Consider the following 18,145-nt stretch of genomic DNA (forward strand, 5'->3'; position numbering starts at 1 on the left):
CACCGCGCCGTCCCGGCGGTCACTTCTTCGCGGGGGCGCGGGGATCGGTGGCCTGGACGTCGAAGACGCGGCCGAGCGAGACGAGGCCCTCGTCGAGGTGGCTGAGGCTGGAGAGGACGGCCCGGGTTTCGGCCTGCTCGACGCGGTCGGACACCGGGGTGCCGTCGTCGCGCACGAGCGTGCCGGTTGTGGGGCCACCCGGCGCGTCGAGTGCTTTGCGCAGGACGTCGATGTTGGCCAGCAGCCGGCCGGTGAACTGGCCCAGGCGATCGGTGTCGGGGCCGGCGAGCATCCCGGGCTGGGCGCGGGCGGCGACGTGGCGGGCGCGGAAGGCGATGGTCTCCAGGGTGGTGAGCACGTGCCAGCCGTAGTCGCGGCGGGCGCTGCGGAGGTTGACCGGGTGGGTGAGCGGTTCGATGGTGGTGCGGACTTGCTCGACGGCGCGGTCGAGGTCGCGGGAGAGCTCGATGATGTTGACGTTCTCCTCGCCGGCGAGCAGGTCGCGGGCGTGCTCGAGGAACTCGGCCAGCTCGTCGAGCACGGCGGAGATGTCGTCGAGCATGACCGAGCGGGTGCGGACGGGGACGATGACGACGGCGGCGAGGATGCCCGCGGTGGCACCGACCGCGGTTTCGGCGACGCGGATCCAGAGGACTTCGAGGCTGAACGTGCCGAGCAGGCTGTAGAGCAGGCCGAGCATGCTGGTGATGAAGAAGGCCATCACGACCTGGGAGACGCGGGCGGTGTAGACCATCCCGAAGACGCACACCAGGATCAGCGCGAGCGTGGCCGGGGTGCTGCCGGCGACCAGGAAGGCGAGCAGGACGCCGCCGACGATGCCGATGAGGGTGCCGCCGAGGCGGCGGACGCCCTTGACGAAGGTGGCGCCGGCGCTGGAGGCGCCGATGAACACGACGAAGACCGTCAGGACGGCCCAGTACCAGCGCTGGTGGGAGACGAGTTCACCGCCGAGCACGGCGAGCCCGCCGCCGACGACGGCCTGGATGGCGCTGCGGGTGCGGTTGTCGTAGGCGAACGCGGGGGTCGGCTCGTCGTTGTCCTCGTCGAGGGGGTCGGGAGTGGACTCGGGTGCGGCGGCGCGCTGGGCGCGGTCGTCGGCCAGCGCGAGCTCGGCGAGTGCCTTGCGGACGCCGTCGCCGGGGGCGGCGTGTTCGTCGATGCGGCTGCCTTCGACGAGCATGCGGCTGTACTCGCCGGTCTGGCTGATCAGCGGCAGCTCGCGCGGGTCGCGTTCCATGAGGGCGCGGAAGCGGGCGAGCCGGGCGATGAGGTCGTCGCGGACGTCGGCGGTGAGCTCGTCGGAGCAGGTGCGCTGGACGGTGATCGTGAGCCACTGGACGGCGAGCTCGACCTCGATGGCGCGGCGGCGCAGGCGGTCGGCGGCGCGGGCGTCGACGACGTCGGGGGCGGCGTCCTCGATGAGCAGGACGCACTCGTGGAGCCGGGCGAGCGCGCTGCGGAGCTGTTTGCGGGTGCGTTCGCTGCCGTTGACGGCGAGGTGGGCTTCGGTGGCACGGACGACGGCGGCGAGGCGGGCGCGGAAAGCCCGGCGCACGCGGAGGAACTCGGCTTCGGCGTTGTGGCGCAACAGGACGAACCGGACGACGGCGTTGGCGAGCACACCGACGGCGAGCGCCATCAGCAGCTGCGGGACCTGCGCGAGGTGGGCCTGCAGGAACATCGGGAAGAAGAACAGGAAGAAGCCGATCGAGCCGAGCGCGGTACCGCGGGCGCCGAAGCGCTGGGCGTAGACCGCGACGAAGATCAGCAGGACGAACACGATGCTGTCCATCGGCGGCAGCGCCGACCCGAGGCTCGCGACCGTGATGGACGCGGCTCCGGCGAGGAACGCCAGCACGAGCGTGACGGCCTGCCCGCCGGGCGTCGGGTCGTTGACGGTGAACGCCGTCATCATCGCGGCGATGGCGCCGACCAGCATCACGGTGAGCGGGACGTGCGCGGGCAGCAGCGCGGCCACGGCGAGGACGATGCCGAGGACCGCGGACCCGGCCAGCCGCAGCCGGACCAGGCCGGGGTCGGCCGCCGCCAGCCGGTCGAGGGCGGCGGTGCGGAAGTGGTTCATCGGGCGAGCAGCTCCCACTGGGCGAGGGTGGCGCGCCGGCCGCGGGTGGCGGTGATCCGCAGCCGGTAGTGCGGGTGGGCGGCCGGGGTGGCGAGGGCGAAGGGACGGGTCTGGCGGCGCCAGCGGAACAGCTCGTCCTGGCGTTCGTCCAGTGTGGTCCAGTCCGTGCCGTCGTCCGAGCCTTCCAGGACCCACGCGCTGGGGTCGCCGCCGCGGCCGCCGGAGGTGAGCGTGTACAGCGTGACTTCGCGGGGTTCGCCGGTGACGGTGAACTCGATCGCCGGGGTGGCGCCGCGGAAGGTGACCTGGGTGCGGGTGGTGTCGTCGAAGAGCGCGTCGAGGCTCTTGGCGTCCTCGCTGGTGGCGGTGCCGGTGAGATCGGAGACCGGGTCCGGTTGTTCGGCGGGTGGCGGCGGGGCGCCCCACTCGGCCGGTTCGGTGGTGAGGTCGAAGACCAGCTCGGCGCCGCCGGCGAGGGTGGCGTGGGCGATGGTCGTCGCGTCGTGCGGTTCCCCGTCGACGGTGAGGCCGCGGACGTAGACGGTTTCGCCGGTGTTGCCGGGCGCGCGGACGACGAGCTTCTTGCCCTCGCCCAGGTGCACAGTGGCCTTTTCGAACAGCGGTGAGCCGATCGCGTAGCGCGGGCTGCCGACGGCCAAGGGGTAGAAGCCCAGGGCACTGAACACCCACCACGCGGACATCTCGCCGTTGTCCTCGTCGCCGGGGTAGCCCTGCCCGAGCTCGCTGCCGAGGTAGAGCCGGCGGAGGACCTCGCGCACGACGCGCTGGGCCTTCGCGGGCGCGCCGGCGAGGTTGTAGACGTAGGGGATGTGGTGGGAAGGCTGGTTGGAGTGGCCGTACTGACCCATGCGGACGTCGCGGGCCTCGGTCATCTCGTGGATCAGGCCGCCGTACGCGCCGGGACGCTGCCCGGTCTCCGGGGTCGCGAAGAACTCGTCGAGCTTGGCTTCGAGGCCGGCGTTGCCGCCGTGCAGCGCCGCGAGGCCGGGGCCGTCGTGGGGTGCGGTGAAGGCCGTGTTCCAGGCGTTGGTCTCGACGAAGTCGCCGCCCCACGCGGCCGGGTCGTAGCCTTCGGGGGCGAACTTGCGGCTGCCGTCGCGCTTGCGGCCCTGGAAGAAGCCGATCTTCGGGTCGAAGTGGTGGACGTAGTGCTTCGCGCGCTCGCGGAAGTAGGCGGCGTGGTCGCCGTACATCCGGGCGCGCGGCCCGTCACTTTCACGGGAAAGCTCCGCGGAGAGGTTGGCGAGGCCGAAGTCGTTGATGCAGCCTTCCAGCGCCCACGACAGTCCTTCGTGGACGGACGTCGGGGTGTAGCCGAGGAAGATCGACTGGTCGAGCCCCTTGCGTCCGACCGAGCGGTGCGGCGGGGTGACGGTGGCGTTCTTGAGGGCGGCGTCGTAGGCGGCTTCGACGTCGAAGTTGCGGACGCCCTTGAGGTAGGCGTCGGCGAAGGCGACGTCGGAGCTGGTGCCGGTCATCAGGTCCGCGTAGCCGGGTGAGGACCAACGGGAGATCCAGCCGCCTTCGCGGTACTGCTGGACGAACCCGTCGACCATCCGGCCGCAGTGCTCCGGGGTGAGCAGCGCGTAGGCGGGCCAGGTGGTGCGGTAGGTGTCCCAGAAGCCGTTGTTGACGTACATCTCACCGTCCACGACCTTCGCGCCGGTGCGCCGGCGGGTGCTCGGCCACCGCCGGCGGATCACGGGGCTGGCGTGCCGGATGCCCTGCGGGGTGGTCTCGTGCGCGACGTTCGGGTAGAGGAACAGCCGGTAGAGGTTGGAGTAGAGCGTGGTCCGCTGGTCCTCGGTGGCGCCTTCGACCTCGACGCGGCCGAGCTGCTCCTGCCAGAGCGCGCGCGCCTGGTCGCGGACCTGCCCGAACGTCGTCCCGACCGGGATCTCCTGCTCGAGGTTGCGCTTGGCCTGCGCGAGGCTGATCAGCGACGTCGCGATCCGCAGCGTCGCGTCGGGACCGTCGAACTCGAAGTAGCCCGAGACGCGCCGCCACGGCGGAAGCCGGACCTTCGCGCCGCGGGTGGCCGGGGCGTCGGTCACGCCGTAGACGAACATCCGGCGCGCGCCGGCGGACAGGCGGCTGCGGACCCGCGTGTACCCCGAGATCACCCCGGTGTCGGCGTTCAGGCGGAGCCGGCCGCGGTTGCGGACGTTGTCGAACAGCAGCCAGCCGTGCTTGTCGGGGAAGGTGAACCGCAGGATCGCCGCGTGAGAGGTCGGCGCGAGGTCGGCGGTCATGCCGTTGGCGAACCGGACGCCGTAGTGGTGCGGCGAGTCGGTCTCGTCGTCGTGGGAGAACGCCAGCGCGCGCTTGCGGCGGTCGCGCTCGACCGGGCCGGTGCCGGGCATGACGTGGAAGGTGTGCCGGTCGCCCATCCACGGGCTCGGCTGGTGCGACAGCGCCAGGGCTTGCAGCGCCGGCCGGTTCTCGGCGTTGTTGTGGCGGTGGTAGGAGTAGATCCAGTTGGTGACGCCGGCGTCGGTGACCGGGGTCCAGAAGTTGAACCCGTGCGGCACCGCCGTCGCGGGGAAGTTGTTCCCGCGGGAGTAGTCGCCGCTGGAGTGCGTGCCGCGGGTCGTGCGGACGCAGTCGACCGGGTCGCGGGGCGGCTCGGGGCGTTCGGCGACGCGGACGTCGTCGACCCAGCCGGTGATCTCGTCGTCCGGTGACGCTGTGCGCAGCACGATCCGGCTGATCCGGCGGCCCGCGAACGCGCCGAGCGGGCGGCGGACGAGGTTCCACTGGTCCACCCACAGCGTCTTGTCGTCCTCCGGGGCGAACCCGGCGGCGGTGCCGTCGGCGAACTCGACGTCGAGGCTGACCCAGGTGGCGTGGTAGGCCGGGATGTCGCCGTCGGACCGTGGGAAGACTACATAGGACAGCTCGGTGGTCCCGGTGACCGGGACGTCGAGTTCGAACAGGACGCTGCGCGGGCGGGCGGTGTAGCGCAGGGCCTTGGCGCCGGTGAAGCCGACGCCGGTCTTGGCCGTGGGGGAGCGGTCCGGGCCGCTGTCGACCGTCAGGGCGGGGTCCACCGGCTGCGGGTCACCGGTTTCGAAAGACGAGAAGAACACGGCGTCGGACATGCGCACACCGTATCGGCCGAACGGCGTAGCGTGTGCTCGACGCGGGGGGAGGTGGGCCGGTGAGCACGGACACCGTCCGGCACGAGGGTGCCGAGCTGCGTTACGAGCTGCGGGGCGACGGGCCGCTCCTGCTGCTGATCGCCGGCCGCGGCGGCCACAGCGCGCGGTACGCCGGGCTGGCGCAGCGGCTCGCCGGCACCTACGCGGTGCTCACCTACGACCGGCGTGACCCGGGCACCGACTTCGACATGGGCCAGCAGGCCCGCGACGCGGCCGCCGTCATCCGAGCCGCCCGTCCGGAGCGGCCCCGGGCGGCGGTGTTCGGCCAGGGCGCGGGCGGCTCGGTCGCGTTCGAGCTCGCCGCGCAGGTCCCCGACGCGGTGACGGAGCTGGTGGTCCACGAAGCCCCGGCGATCACCCTCCTGCCGGACGCGCCGAAGTGGCTGGCGATCGCCCGCCGGGTCCGCGCCACCCACGAGAGCGAGGGCCTCGACGCGGCGCTGGCCCTGGCCGGGCTGAGCTTGACGGACTTCCCGGATCCGGCGGCAGCGGAGCTGTTCCTCGCGCGTGAGTTCCCGGCGGTGGTGCTGCACACCCCGGACCTCGACGCGGTCCGCCGCACGGGCATCCCGGTGGTCACGGCGGCGGGGGAGACCAGCCGCGACACGTGCCTGGAGCAGTCGGCGCGGATCCAGGCGGAGCACCTGGCGTGCCGGTATGCGCGGTTCCCCGGCGGGCACCAGGGGTTCGAGTCCGACGTGGACGCCTTCGCACCGGCGCTGTGCACGACGTTGGCGAGGCTCCGCCGCCTCTGACCGACCCCAGACGCGCCGCCTCAAAGGTCTTGAATGAGTCATTCAGGACCTCCCAAGACCTGAATGACTCATTCAAGACCTTCGCACCCGGTCCGCCGGAACCCGCACGGCTCAACCCGGGCGGCCGCCGAACTGCCAGCGGTGGACCTCGACCCCGTCGTACCGGCCCGGACTCAGCACGGCTCGCGCCGCGGCCGCATCCGGCGCCCGCAGCAGTACCGCCGTGCCCAGCCACGCCGCGCCGTCGTCCGAGAGCAGCGGCCCGTACGCGATCAGCTCCTCCCGCGGGCCCGCCACCTCGACCGGCTCGCCGGAGCCGAACCCGAGGACCAGGTACCGGTCCCCGCCGGTCCGTCCACCCGGGAACTCCCACATCGTGCGCCCCAGCGCGTTGCGCCACCGGCGCAGCAGCACGTCCCGGTACGCCCCGGCCTGGTAACCCGGCTCGTCGAACGCGAACGCCCGCGCCGCCGCCGGGTCCGGCAGGTCCACGATGTGCACGCTGCCGGTGGGGGTGTCGCCGTCGAACGTCGGGCCGCGGGCGATCATGCCCGGGAACCGGTCCATGTAGGACCAGTGCTCGTCCCTCAGCTGCTCGCGCAGGGTCGCCGAGCCGGGCCGGTCCCGGTGGTAGCAGAAGAACTCCACGTCATCTCCCGAAATGAGTGAAGGCCTCCCCGCCGAGGCGGGGAGGCCTTCACCGAACCTACCGCTGGACTAGATCTTCGCGCACTGCCCCGCGGACGGGCCGCGGACGGTGTTCGGGAGGTCGTAGTCCGTCGGGACCGGCGAGTTGGCCGCACAGGCCAGCGGGCCGCCGATCGTGCTCGACGTCAGCACCGGCCCGTGGTTGCCGGTCAGCGCGACCGGGCCACCCACCGACGTCAGCTCGATCGACACCTGGCCGGTCACCCCGGTGATCGCCACCGGGCCGCCGACCTTCGTGCGGTTGAGCACGACCTGACCCGCGCCCGTCGCGGCGAGCGGGCCCTTGATCTCCCCGCCCCGCACGATCAGCGACGCGCCGGGCGAGACCGTCACCGGGCCCGAGACCGTCGCGTCCTGCAGGCACACCGTGCCGGACGAGACCGTGAGCGGCCCCTTGCGAGCACCGGTGATCGTCTGCGTGCAGGCGGCGTCCGGCTTGCCCAGCAGCTCGAACTCGGCCAGCTGCGCCGGGGCGCCGGTGCTGGTCGCGGTGACTTCGAGCTTGTAGTAGGCGTAGTGCGCCGGGTTGGTCACCTTGAACGCGCGGGTCTGCTGCCGCCAGCTGAACGCCTGGTTCGTCTGCTGGTCGGCCACCGCCCACGTCTTGCCGTCGTAGGAGCCCTTCAGCGTCCAGCTCTTCGGGTCGCCCGCACCGGTCTGGGACGTCAGCGTGTAGTCCGTGACGGCCTCGTCGGTGTTGTTCAGCTGGTACTGCACGGCCCCGGTGACGGCGGCCTGGGTGCGCGAGGTGTTGTCGAGCAGCGCACCCGCGTTCGAACCGTCCGAAGTGGACAGGGTGCCCTTGCCGGCCCCGGTCTCGTCGTGCAGCGGCGCCGGGACGGCGTCGCCCTGGGTGATCGACTTCGGTGCGTCGTTCGGACCGGTACCCCAGTTGGAGGGGTTCGGGCCCATGTCGAAGTCGATGACCCCACCGCGCGCGATGACGTCCTGCGACAGCGACGTGGAGCTGTACGCCTTGCCGTTGACCTTCACGCCCTGGATGTAGACGTTCTTCGCGTTGTTCTTCGGCGCGTTGATCACCAGGTCCTTGCCGCCGGCCAGGTGGACCGTGGCCTTCTTGAACAGCGGCGACCCGATCGCGTAGTTCGGGCTGCCCATCTGCAGCGGGTAGAAGCCCAGCGCGCTGAAGGTCCACCAGGCCGACTGCTCGCCGTTGTCCTCGTCGCCCGCGTAACCCTGCCCGATCTCACTGCCGGTGTAGAGCCGCGAGAGCGCCTCGCGGACCTTCGCCTGCGTCTTCGACGGCTGACCGGCGTAGTCGTACATGTAGAGCGTGTGGTGCGAGGCCTGGTTGGAGTGGCCGAGCTGGCCCATCCGCACGTCCCGCGCCTCCCGCATCTCGTGGATCACGCCACCGTAGGAGCCCGGGAAGTTCGCGGTCTCCTGGTCGGCGAAGAACCCGTCCAGCTTCTTCGCCAGGCCTGCCTTGCCGCCGTAGAGGTTGGCCAGGCCCTGACCGTCCTGCGGCACGGAGAACGCCATGCCCCAGCCGTCGGTTTCGGTGTAGTCGATGCCCCACACCCGCGGGTCGTATTCCTGGGGGGTGCGGCCGAACTTGCCGGCGGCGTCGCGGCCCTGGAAGAACCCGACGCTCGGGTCGAACACGTTCACGTACTGCTGGGCCCGGCTGGTGAAGTACTCGTAGTTGGCCTGGTACTCCTGCTTGCGCGGGTCGCTCGCGGGAGCTTCGTCGTAGAGCTTCTTCGACAGGTTCGCGATGCCGAAGTCGTTGACGTAACCCTCGATCGACCAGGAGAACCCGTGCTCCGAGGTGTTCGGGGCGTAACCGAGGAAGATGCCCTGGTCGAGACCCTTGCGGCCGACGGCGTTGTTCGGCGGGGTCACCGTCGCGTCCTTCAGCGCCGCGTCGTAGAACGACTTGACGTCGAAGTTCTTCACGCCCTTGAGGTAGGCGTCGGCGAACGCGACGTCCGCGCTGGTGCCCGTCATCAGGTCCGCGTACCCCGGCGACGACCACCGGGAGATCCAGCCGCCGTCGCGGTACTGCTGGACGAAGCCGTCGATCATCTTCCCGGCCATGTCCGGGGTCAGCAGCGAGTACGCCGGCCACGTGGTGCGGTAGGTGTCCCAGAACCCGTTGTTGACGTAGATCTGGCCGTCGACCACCTTCGACCCGGTCTGGGTGACGGTGTCCGCGCCGACCTTCGGCGAGACCGGGCTCGCGTACTTGTAGACCGGCTTGTCGGAGGTGCCCGTGTTCTCGAACGCGGAGTTCGGGTACAGGAACAGCCGGTACAGGTTCGAGTAGAGCGTCGTGAGCTGGTCCTTCGACGCGCCCTCGACCTCGATCACCTTCAGCTGGTCGTCCCACGCCTTCTGCGCGGCGTCGCGCACGGAGTCGAACGTCGCGGCCGGGGCGATCTCCTGCGCGAGGTTCTTCTTCGCCTGGTCGAGGCTGATCAGCGACGTCGCGATCCGCATGTTCACGGTCTTGTCGGCGCCGGCGTTGAACCGCAGGTAGCCGGTGACGTTGTCGCGGCCCTGCCCGGTGAGCTTGCCGCCCGCGGTGACCGGCTTGTCGAACGTCGCGTAGACGAACATCCGGCCCGCCCCGGCGTACACGTTGGTCTCGGTGTAGCCCGAGAGCGTGCCGGTGGCCGGGTCGAGCGTCAGCCCGGCCGAGTTGTTGACGCTGTCGAAGATCAGGCTCGAGTCCGCGCCCGGGAAGGAGAACTTCATCATCGCCGCGTGGTCGGTCGGCGCGATCTCGGTCTTGATCCCGTTCTCGAACTGCACGCCGTAGTAGTGCGCGCGGGCGGTTTCGTTGTCGTGCTTGAACGGCAGCGCCCGGTTGGCGCGGTTGGCGTCGGGCACCCCGGCGACCGCGGACGGCATCACCTGGAAGGACTCCCGGTCACCCATCCACGGGCTCGGCTCGTGGCTCACGCTGAACGCCTGCAGCTGCGGGAGGTTCTGCGCGTTGTTGTTGGTGCTGTAGTTGTAGAGCCAGCTGCTCGACCCGGCGTCGGTCACCGGGGTCCAGAAGTTGAACCCGTGCGGCACGGCCGTGGCCGGGAAGTTGTTGCCCCGGGAGAACGTGCTGTTGGCCATCGTGCCGCGCGTGGTGAGCACGTTGTCGCTCGGGCGGGTGCTCGACGGCGGTGTCGGCGTGGCCGAGATCTTCACGTCGTCCAGCCAGCCTTGCAGCGAGCCGGGGCCGTCCGGGTTGTCGTAGCCGACGAGGATCCGGTCGATCGTCTTGCCCTTGGCGACCGTGCCGATCGCCGAGCGCACCAGGTTCCACTGGTTGGTGTAGAGGACCTTGCTCTTGCCCTGGCCGTCCGGCGTCAGCGGGAAGCCGTACTGGTCGGTCGCGCCGAGGTTGCGCAGGTAGGTGCCGTCGGTGAAGGCCAGGTCGATCGCGACGTTCGTGCTCTGGTACTTCAGGTCGCCGGTGATGAACTGCGGCTGGACCTTGTAGGAGAGCTCGGTGGAGGCGACCACCGGCACGTCGACGTCGAAGACCTTGTTGTACGACCAGCCGTGGCCGGCGACGGTCTGGCTGCCGGAGTAGCGGAACGCCTTGAGGCCGGTGTAGCCGACGCGGTTCTTGTTCGTGTAGCCGCTGGTCGGGCCGGAGTCGGTGAAGCTGCGCATGTTCGGCAGCGGCGGCGGTGCCGGGTCGTCGTTGGCCAGCAGCAGCTCCGAGAGCTGCAGGATCGGGCCGCCGTTGTTGGCCGTGATGTCCAGCCGGTAGTACTTGTACGCCGCGGTCGGCGCGGCCAGCTTGTAGTCCTTCTGCTGGAACCGCGCGGTGAACGCCTGGCCGGACTGCTTGTCCAGGTCGGTCCACGCGCTCGCGTCGTTGGAGCCCTGCAGCGTCCAGTCCTTCGGGTCGCGCTCGTCGAAGTCGTTGGCCGAGGAGATCGCGTAGTGCGTGATCGAGGTGGCCTCGGACAGCGTGACCTGCGCCGACGCCGTCGGGTCCCAGGACAGCCACTTCGTGTCCGTGGTGCCGTCGAAGAGGTTCGAGACGACTTCGCCGCCGTCGGTGTTTTCGCTGCTGCCGCTGCTCTCGGTGACCTTGCCGCGGATGTCGCCGGGGATCGCGGTGCCGTTGGCGCCGTTGATGCCGAACGCCCACGGCTTGCCCGCCGCGTCGGTGTCGACGGTGTCGGTCCACGTGGGCTGGACGTCACCGGCCTCGAAGGAGGACGAGAAGTCGGCCGGCAAGGCTTCTTCGGCCGCGGACGCCGTCGCGGGGAGGGCGGCGACCAGGCCGGCGGCGACCACGGCGGCGGTCACCAGGAAAGCGACCGGTGGTCTGGCGCTTCGGGGCATCGTTGCTCCAAGCTCTGGAGGGTGAACTGGGGACCGACGGACGGGGGACCGGCGGCGCCCAGAGAGCGAAACGCGCGGGTGACATCGATGTCAAGACCGGTCGGCAAACCTGGCCAGAACTGGACAACCGAGGGGAAGGACCCCGATGAGAACAGTCCGGATCTTCACCGCCGTCGTCACACTCACACTCGCCACCGCCGGATTCGCCCCGGCGGTGGCCACCGCCGCGACAGCGCCCACCGCCGCAGCCGAGTCCACCACGGTGGAGGACTCCACAGTCCGGCCGATCACCACCTGCGGTGACCTCGTCCGCGGGTTCGCCCTCCCGGGCGCCGCCACGCACGTCACCTCCGCGGCCGTCGTCGCCGTGACCGGCACCGACCCCGGGTACTGCGGCGTCCAGGGCTACGTCGAACCGGCCGTCCGCTTCGAGCTGCGGCTGCCCACCCAGACCTACGCCGGCCGCTACCTGCAGTACGGCTGCGGCGGCTTCTGCGGCCTGATCACCCCGCCCGCCTTCGCCGGCTGCGCCCTGCCCCACGGCGGTGACCTCGCGGTCGCCGCCACCGACGACGGCCACGTCGGCAAGACCCCCGCCGTCTTCGACGACGGCAGCTGGGGCGCCGACGACCAGGCCGCGCGCGACGACTTCGAGTTCCGCGCCCCCCACGTCGTCGCCCGCGCCGCCAAGGCGATCATCCAGGCGTTCTACGGCGCCCCGCCGAAGAAGTCCTACTTCACCGGCTGCTCCGACGGCGGCCGCGAAGGCCTCCAGCTGGCCCAGCGCTACCCGGCCGACTTCGACGGCGTCGTCGCCGGCGCCCCGGCCGGGTACTGGGGACCGCTGCTCGGCGAGTTCCAGACGTGGCTCGCGCGGGTGAACAACGCCGCCGACGGCAGTCCCGTCCTCACCGCCGCGAAGCTGCCCGCCCTGCACGACGCCGTGCTGGCCGCCTGCGACCGCCGCGACGGGCTCGCCGACGGGCAACTCGACGACCCGCGCACGTGCCACTTCGACCCGGCGACGCTGACCTGCACCGGCGCCGACAGCCCGACGTGCCTCACCCCCGCGCAGGTCGGCGTCGTCCGCAAGCTCTACTCGCCGCCCACCGACGCCCGCGGCACGCTGCTCTACCCCGGCGGTGAGCAGCCCGGGTCGGAACTGTCGTGGGCCGGCTGGATCATCGGCGTGCCTCAGACCGGCGGCGTCTCCTTCGCCCGCAGCCTCGCCGACAACTACCTGCGCTACCTCGGCTACCCGATCGGCGCGCCGGCGTCGAAGGTCGACGACTTCGCCTTCACCCGACGCGAGTTCGACCGGCTCACCCCGGTCGGCGCCCGGTACGACGCGATGAGCCTCGACCTGTCGGCGTTCCAGCGCCGCGGCGGGAAGCTGGTGCTCTGGCACGGCTGGGCCGACCAGGCCATCCCGCCGGCCGGCACGCTCGACTACTACCAGCGGCTCACCCGCGGCCATGGCCAGGACTTCGCCCGGCTGTTCATGGTCCCGTCGCTCTACCACTGCGGCGGCGGCACCACGCTCACCGATTTCGACCCGCTCCGCGAACTGGTCGCCTGGGTCGAACGCGGCACCGCGCCGACGAAGGTGACGGCGACCGGCCGCGACGCCGCCGGCACCGTCACCCGCACCCGGCCGGTGTTCGCCTACCCGCGCCGCGCGGTCTACGACGGCACCGGCAGCGTCGACGACGCCGCCAACTTCCGCCCGGCCCCGCCAACCTCACCGCCCCGGGACGTCGTTGACTGGGCCGGCAACGGGCTGTACGCGATCCCGGGGCCGGTGGCCCGGTAAAACCCGTCACGCGGGTCCGGCGTCGTCGCTAAGGTCACGATCATGACCTCGATGCCGGACCCCGCCGACCGAGTACTCGCCCGCGCCTCCCTCGCCGAAGGCAACCCGACCGGGTGGTTCGAACAGCTCTACACCGCCGCCGCCCGCGGCGAGGCCGAAGTGCCCTGGACCCGCGGCATGCCCACCACGGACCTGATCGCCTGGGCCGCCGAGCACCCCGGGGCGTCGCGCCGGGCGCTGGTGGTGGGCAGCGCGCTGGGCGACGACTCCGAGCTGCTGGCCTCGGCGGGCTGGGCGGTGACGGGGTTCGACGTCGCCCCGACCGCGGTCGAAGCCGCCCGCGCCCGGTTCCCGGAGTCCACAGTGGACTACGTCGTCGCGGACCTGCTGAACCCGCCGTCGGACTGGCACCACGCGTTCGACCTGGTCGTGGAGATCATGAACATCCAGGCCATGCCCCGCGACTTCCGGCCCGCGGCGCTGACGTCGCTGGCCGGGTTCCTCGCCCCCGGCGGCACGGCCATCGTGTCCGAGGTCGCGGAGGAGAGCACGGACGTCGAGACGTGGCAGAGCCCGCCGTGGCCGTTCAGCCGCGCGGAGGTCGAGTCGGTGGCCCAGGACGGCGTCACGCTGGTGAGCCTGCAGCGGATCCGCGGCGGGGCGCGGCACTGGGCGACGTTCACCCGGTAACGGCGGCCGCCGCGCCCCCGACTCACGGGGCATGTGGGCCGTCATCGGAGTCTGGGACATCGCGCCAGAGAAGATCGACGAGCTGCGCGCTCAGGTGCCGCTCATGGCCTCGAGCAAGGTCGGCACGCCGGGCTTCGTCCACGGGACCTGGACCCTCGACGGCCACATGATCCAGGTCTACGCCGACGAAGCCGACGCGCGCCGCTACCACCAGGAGATGCTCGACGGCGGATTCACCGAGCAGCCCGGCGTGCGGTGCGTCGTCTGGGACGTGGCCGAGGTCGGCGCCGAGTCGCGGGTCTAGCAGTCCGTGAGGAACCGCGACAGCACGCGGGTCCCGAAGCGCAGGCCCTCCACCGGCACCCGCTCGTCGACCCCGTGCGCCATCGCCCGGTACGGGAAGCCCTTCGGCAGCCACAGCGGCGCGAACCCGTAGTTGGCGATCCCCAGCTGGGCGAACGCCTTCGCGTCCGTGCCGCCGCCCAGGCAGTAGGGCACCACCACGGCCTCGGGGTCCTCCGCCCGCAACGCGGCCGCCATCGCCGAGAACCACGGTGAGTTGACCGGGGCCTGCACCGGCGGCTGGTGCGCCACGAACTCCCGCGTCACGCCCTCGCCGAGCAGCTCGTCCAGCGCGGAGAACAGCTCGTCCTCGGTGCCCGGCAGCACCCGCACGTCCACCTGCGCGGTCGCCGTCGACGGGATGACGTTCACCTTGTAGCCCGCGTCCAGCATCGTCGGGGTCGTGCTGTTGCGGACCGTCGGCACCACCAGTCCGCCCGCCGGTCCCAGCGCCGCCACCGCCGCGTCCACGCCGTCCGAAGAGGACAGATCCACCGGCACGTCCAGCGCCGCGCCGGTCCGCTCGAGGAACGCCCGCACCGCCGGGGTCAGCGTCACCGGCCAGCGGTGCGCGGCGATCCGGTGCAACGCGCCCACCAACCGGGTGACGGCGTTCTCGTCGTTGGGCCGCGACCCGTGCCCGGCCCGGCCCCGGGCGGTGAGACGCAGGTGCGCCGTCCCGCGCTCGGCCGTCCCGATCGGGTACAGGTGCACGTCGTGGCCGCCGGCCGCGGGCACGTGGTAGGTGTAGCCGCCGGACTCGCTGATCGCGGCCTCGCAGCCTTCGAACAGCTCGGGATGGGTCGCGACCAGCCAGTGCGCGCCCCAGTCGCCGCGGTCCTCCTCGTCGGCGACGAACGCCAGCACCAGCTCACGCCGGGGCCGCACCCCGCCGGCCAGCGCGGCGAGCACCATCGCGACGAAGTCCTTCATGTCGGTCGCGCCGCGGCCCCACAGGTAGCCGTCGCGGACCTCGCCGGAGAACGGGTCCACCGACCAGTCCGCCGCGTCCGCCGGCACGACGTCGAGGTGGCCCTGCACCAGCAGTGCGGGCAACGACGGGTCGGTGCCGGGCACCCGCGCGATCACACTGGCCCGGCCGGGCGCGGCCTCGAGGATCTTCGACGGGATGCCGAGCGAGTCCAGGAACGCCGCCACGTACTCCGCGGCCGGGCGTTCGGGCTCGGCGTCGTTGCCGCCGCGGTTGGTCGTGTCGAACCGGATCAGGTCCGCGCACAGCTCGACGACGTCGGCGCTGTCAGCCACGTCAGCCATAGATGCCCTGCACCGCCCCGCCCGCGATCGCCGTGACGACCTTGAACGCCTTCATCGCCTCGGTCATGTTCACCGCGTCGAAGCCGACCCGCCGGGTGCCGATCTGCTCGACCGTCGGGATCACCGCCGTCGCCTGCGCGAGGTGGCTCGCGTCGAACTCCACCTCGATCCGGTGCGCCCCCACCTGCCGCTCTTCCCGCCCGGCCCGCGCCATCGCGTCGGCCGCCGCGCCGCTGAGCAGGTCCGCCGTGCGGGCCGGGGGCAGGCAGATCGCCGCGTACCGGCTGACGCACTCCTTCACCTGGACCAGCTCCGCCTCCGGAGCGTAGTCACGGGCGTCGTCACACGTTTTGTCGTCACCCGAAACGAGCAGGACGGGGACGCCGTATTCCGCGGCCATCGCTGCGTTCAGCCGGCCCTCGCTCGCCGGGACGTCGTCCAGCCACACCCCGGTGATCTGGTTCTCCAGGTAGGTGTGGGAAAGCACCCCGTCGAACCCGGCCCCGGCGTGGTAGCCGAGGAACACCACACCGTCCACACCGGAGTCGACGCCCTGCATCATCGACAGCGGCTTGTGCCGTCCGGTCAGCATCCGCGCCCGCGGGTCCAGGTCCTCCAGCAGCAGGTTCCGTTGCGACGAATGCGCCTCGTTGACCAGCACATCCCCGGCCCCGGCCTCGTACAGCCCGGCCAGCACCGCGTTGACGTCGCCGGTGAACAGGCGCCGGAAGCGGTCCCACTGCGGCGAACCGGGCACGACGTCGTCGGTCCAGGTGACGCCGGTGGCGCCCTCCATGTCCGCCGAGATCAGGATGCGCATGCCCGGCACTCTAACCAGGCCGCCGCGGCCCGGGGCACGGATCCCCGATCACGGTGCGTCACCGAACCCGATCGATAACGATCGGACACCTGCCGAGGCGGCAACATATTGCGCGGTTGTCCGGGTATGTGGTTACTTCTCGTCCTTGGGGAGGCTTCACAGCGAGAACGATGGGGTGGTTTTTGGTGTTTTTCCCACGCAGAATCGGCCGGTTCGGCCGCGTCGGCGCGGTCGTCGCGGCCGCGACGCTGGCGGCGATCCCGCTCGCCCTCCCGGCCCAGGCCCAGCAGGCCAAGGTGCTGCGGGTCGCGCTGACCACCGGCATCGACCACCTGAACCCGTTCACCGCCGTGCTCTCCGCGTCCACGCAGATCGGCCGGTTCACCTACGAGTTCCTGACCGTCCCGGACGCCGCGAAGGCCGAGGCTTCGCCCGCCCTCGCCGAGTCGTGGACGCCGTCGCCGGACAAGCTGACCTGGACGTTCAAGATCCGCAGCGGCGTCAAGTGGAGCGACGGGCAGCCGGTGACCGCCAAGGACGCGGCGTTCACGTTCAACCGCATGCTCACCGACGAGAACGCCCGCACCGCCAACGGCAACTACGTGGGCAACTTCGAGACGGTCACCGCGCCCGACGACACCACCCTCGTCATCAAGACGAAGACCGTGCAGGTCAACATGAACCTGCTCGACGTGCCGATCGTGCCCCAGCACATCTGGGAAGGGGTCACGGACCTCAAGGCCCCCTCGACCGACGACCTCAAGATCGCCGGCGTCTCCGACGGGCCGTTCCAGGTCACCGAGTACAAGCCGAACGAGTACGTCAAGCTCAAGGCCAACAAGGACTACTGGCGCGGCGCCCCCAAGATCGACGAACTGCAGCTGCTGCAGTTCAAGGACACCGAAGCCGCGGTCAACGCGCTCAAGCAGGGCGAAGTCGACGTCATCAACCGGCTCAACCCCAACCAGTTCGCCGCGCTGCAGGGCCAGGAGGGCATCACCACCAACGCCGCCCCCGGCCGCCGCTACGACGAGCTGTCGCTCAACTTCGGCGTCACCGACAGCTCGAACAACCCCATCGGTGACGGCAACCCGGTCCTCAAGGACATCAACGTCCGCAAGGCGATCACCCAGGCCGTCGACACGCAGTCGCTGGTGGACAAGGTGCTCAAGGGCCTCGGCCAGGTCGGCGGCGGTGTCGTGCCCCCGATCTACACCGCCTACCACTGGGACCCGAGCGACGCCGAGAAGGTCAAGTTCGACCTCGCCGCCGCCAACGCCACCCTCGAGCAGGCCGGCTACAAGAAGGGCGCCGACGGCGTCCGCACCGCCCCCGGCGGCGCCAAGCTGGAGCTGCGCCTGACCGGGCACTCCAACCGCAGCTACGACCAGGGCGTCGCCCAGTACGTCAGCGGCTGGCTCAAGGACATCGGCATCACCGTCAAGCAGGACCTGGTCTCCGACGACGAGCTGTCCGACCGCACCGCCACCGGCAAGTACGACCTGGCCATCGGCGGCTACGGCACCAACCCCGACCCGGACTACGCCCTGTCGCTGCACACCTGCGCCGCGCGTCCCAGCGCCGACGGCAAGGGCGGCAGCACCGACACGTTCTTCTGCGACGCCCCGTACGACGAGCTCTACAAGAAGCAGCTCACCGAGACCGACGACGCGAAGCGCGCCGACTACGTCAAGCAGGCCCAGGCCCGGCTCTACAGCCAGTTCCCGACGATCGTGCTCGACTACCAGAACGCGCTCGAGGCCTACCGCTCCGACAAGTTCTCCGCCTTCACCACCCAGCCGCAGCCCAAGGGCGCAATCCTCGAGCAGACCGGCTACTGGGGCGTCTACGGCGCCACCCCGGCCGGCACCGACGCCGCGTCGGCCGACTCGGGCAGCAGCGGCACCGTCGTGTGGATCGTCGTCGGCGCGATCGTCGTGGTGATCATCGTCGTCGGCGGGGTCGTCATCAGCCGCCGTAACAAGACCTCCGAGGACCGCGAGTAAGCATGACCGCCCCTGAACAAGCCGCGGTGCGGCGGCGCCCCCCGCCCCCCCCCCCCCCGGGGGCCGCCACGCAGCAGAAAAACAAAAACAAAAAAAAAACAAAACCCAAACACAAAGAAATTAAAAA

At 71.1% G+C, this 18,145-nt stretch carries 11 protein-coding genes; 5 read left to right on the top strand and 6 right to left on the bottom strand.

Annotated elements, in window-relative coordinates; all coding sequences use genetic code 11:
• Nucleotides 1-19: 19 nt before the first annotated feature.
• Nucleotides 20-2,104, bottom strand: coding sequence for an FUSC family protein (locus AB0M59_RS36960; protein WP_364624748.1), 2,085 nt, complete (start codon nt 2,102-2,104; stop codon nt 20-22).
• Nucleotides 2,101-5,226, bottom strand: a complete 3,126-nt coding sequence (locus AB0M59_RS36965; protein WP_364624728.1) for a GH92 family glycosyl hydrolase — start codon at nt 5,224-5,226, stop codon at nt 2,101-2,103. Before AB0M59_RS36965 ends, AB0M59_RS36960 begins: the two co-directional genes overlap by 4 nt.
• 59 nt (nt 5,227-5,285) lie before the next feature.
• On the opposite strand from AB0M59_RS36965, the gene AB0M59_RS36970 reads away from it, so the two are divergent.
• Nucleotides 5,286-6,041 (top strand): alpha/beta fold hydrolase, encoded by a 756-nt coding sequence (locus tag AB0M59_RS36970; RefSeq protein WP_364624730.1) that lies wholly within the window; start codon nt 5,286-5,288, stop codon nt 6,039-6,041.
• Nucleotides 6,042-6,152: 111 nt separating this feature from the next.
• Here the strand turns inward: AB0M59_RS36970 and AB0M59_RS36975 are convergent, their stop codons facing one another.
• Together AB0M59_RS36975 and AB0M59_RS36980 are read right to left on the bottom strand one after the other, a co-directional pair.
• Entirely contained in the window at nt 6,153-6,689 is a 537-nt protein-coding gene (locus AB0M59_RS36975; protein WP_364624732.1) for a YciI family protein, read from the bottom strand.
• Nucleotides 6,690-6,758: 69 nt separating this feature from the next.
• Nucleotides 6,759-11,072: a GH92 family glycosyl hydrolase gene (locus tag AB0M59_RS36980; protein ID WP_364624734.1), complete on the bottom strand. Its 4,314-nt coding sequence runs from the start codon at nt 11,070-11,072 to the stop codon at nt 6,759-6,761.
• 145 nt (nt 11,073-11,217) lie between these two features.
• Between AB0M59_RS36980 and AB0M59_RS36985 the strand changes: the two genes are divergently transcribed.
• Genes AB0M59_RS36985 through AB0M59_RS36995 form a run of 3 tightly spaced genes read left to right on the top strand, consistent with a single transcriptional unit; the run spans nt 11,218 to nt 13,879 of the window.
• On the top strand, nt 11,218-12,885 hold the full coding sequence (locus tag AB0M59_RS36985; protein WP_364624736.1) for a tannase/feruloyl esterase family alpha/beta hydrolase: 1,668 nt from the start codon (nt 11,218-11,220) through the stop codon (nt 12,883-12,885).
• Nucleotides 12,886-12,927: 42 nt separating this feature from the next.
• The gene (locus tag AB0M59_RS36990; RefSeq protein ID WP_364624738.1) at nt 12,928-13,575 is read left to right on the top strand and encodes a class I SAM-dependent methyltransferase; all 648 of its coding nucleotides are present in this window, start codon (nt 12,928-12,930) and stop codon (nt 13,573-13,575) included.
• A gap of 31 nt (nt 13,576-13,606) precedes the next feature.
• On the top strand, nt 13,607-13,879 hold the full coding sequence (locus tag AB0M59_RS36995) for a hypothetical protein (protein ID WP_364624740.1): 273 nt from the start codon (nt 13,607-13,609) through the stop codon (nt 13,877-13,879).
• On the opposite strand, the gene AB0M59_RS37000 is transcribed toward AB0M59_RS36995, so the two are convergent.
• Both AB0M59_RS37000 and AB0M59_RS37005 read right to left on the bottom strand, forming a co-directional pair.
• Nucleotides 13,876-15,192 carry a M20/M25/M40 family metallo-hydrolase gene (locus AB0M59_RS37000; protein WP_364624742.1) on the bottom strand — a complete coding sequence of 439 codons (1,317 nt, stop codon included), beginning with the start codon at nt 15,190-15,192 and terminating at the stop codon, nt 13,876-13,878. The two genes, AB0M59_RS36995 and AB0M59_RS37000, sit on opposite strands and share 4 nt — an antisense overlap.
• The gene (locus AB0M59_RS37005) at nt 15,185-16,012 is read right to left on the bottom strand and encodes a M55 family metallopeptidase (protein ID WP_364624744.1); all 828 of its coding nucleotides are present in this window, start codon (nt 16,010-16,012) and stop codon (nt 15,185-15,187) included. Before AB0M59_RS37005 ends, AB0M59_RS37000 begins: the two co-directional genes overlap by 8 nt.
• 170 nt (nt 16,013-16,182) lie before the next feature.
• Between AB0M59_RS37005 and AB0M59_RS37010 the strand changes: the two genes are divergently transcribed.
• Nucleotides 16,183-18,018: an ABC transporter substrate-binding protein gene (locus tag AB0M59_RS37010; RefSeq protein WP_364624746.1), complete on the top strand. Its 1,836-nt coding sequence runs from the start codon at nt 16,183-16,185 to the stop codon at nt 18,016-18,018.
• The last annotated feature ends 127 nt before the right edge of the window (nt 18,019-18,145 follow it).

The organism is Amycolatopsis sp. NPDC051371, assembly GCF_040682155.1.
GTDB lineage: Bacteria > Actinomycetota > Actinomycetes > Mycobacteriales > Pseudonocardiaceae > Amycolatopsis.

Excerpts from the sequence above, each read along its gene's own strand:
- AB0M59_RS36960 (WP_364624748.1), bottom strand. The coding sequence starts at position 2,104 with ATGAACCACTTCCGCACCGCCGCCCTCGACCGGCTGGCGGCGGCCGAC.
- AB0M59_RS36965 (WP_364624728.1), bottom strand. The coding sequence starts at position 5,226 with ATGTCCGACGCCGTGTTCTTCTCGTCTTTCGAAACCGGTGACCCGCAG.
- AB0M59_RS36980 (WP_364624734.1), bottom strand. The coding sequence starts at position 11,072 with ATGCCCCGAAGCGCCAGACCACCGGTCGCTTTCCTGGTGACCGCCGCC.
- AB0M59_RS36985 (WP_364624736.1), top strand. The coding sequence starts at position 11,218 with ATGAGAACAGTCCGGATCTTCACCGCCGTCGTCACACTCACACTCGCC.
- AB0M59_RS36990 (WP_364624738.1), top strand. The coding sequence starts at position 12,928 with ATGACCTCGATGCCGGACCCCGCCGACCGAGTACTCGCCCGCGCCTCC.
- AB0M59_RS36995 (WP_364624740.1), top strand. The coding sequence starts at position 13,607 with ATGTGGGCCGTCATCGGAGTCTGGGACATCGCGCCAGAGAAGATCGAC.
- AB0M59_RS37000 (WP_364624742.1), bottom strand. The coding sequence starts at position 15,192 with ATGGCTGACGTGGCTGACAGCGCCGACGTCGTCGAGCTGTGCGCGGAC.
- AB0M59_RS37005 (WP_364624744.1), bottom strand. The coding sequence starts at position 16,012 with ATGCGCATCCTGATCTCGGCGGACATGGAGGGCGCCACCGGCGTCACC.
- AB0M59_RS37010 (WP_364624746.1), top strand. The coding sequence starts at position 16,183 with ATGGGGTGGTTTTTGGTGTTTTTCCCACGCAGAATCGGCCGGTTCGGC.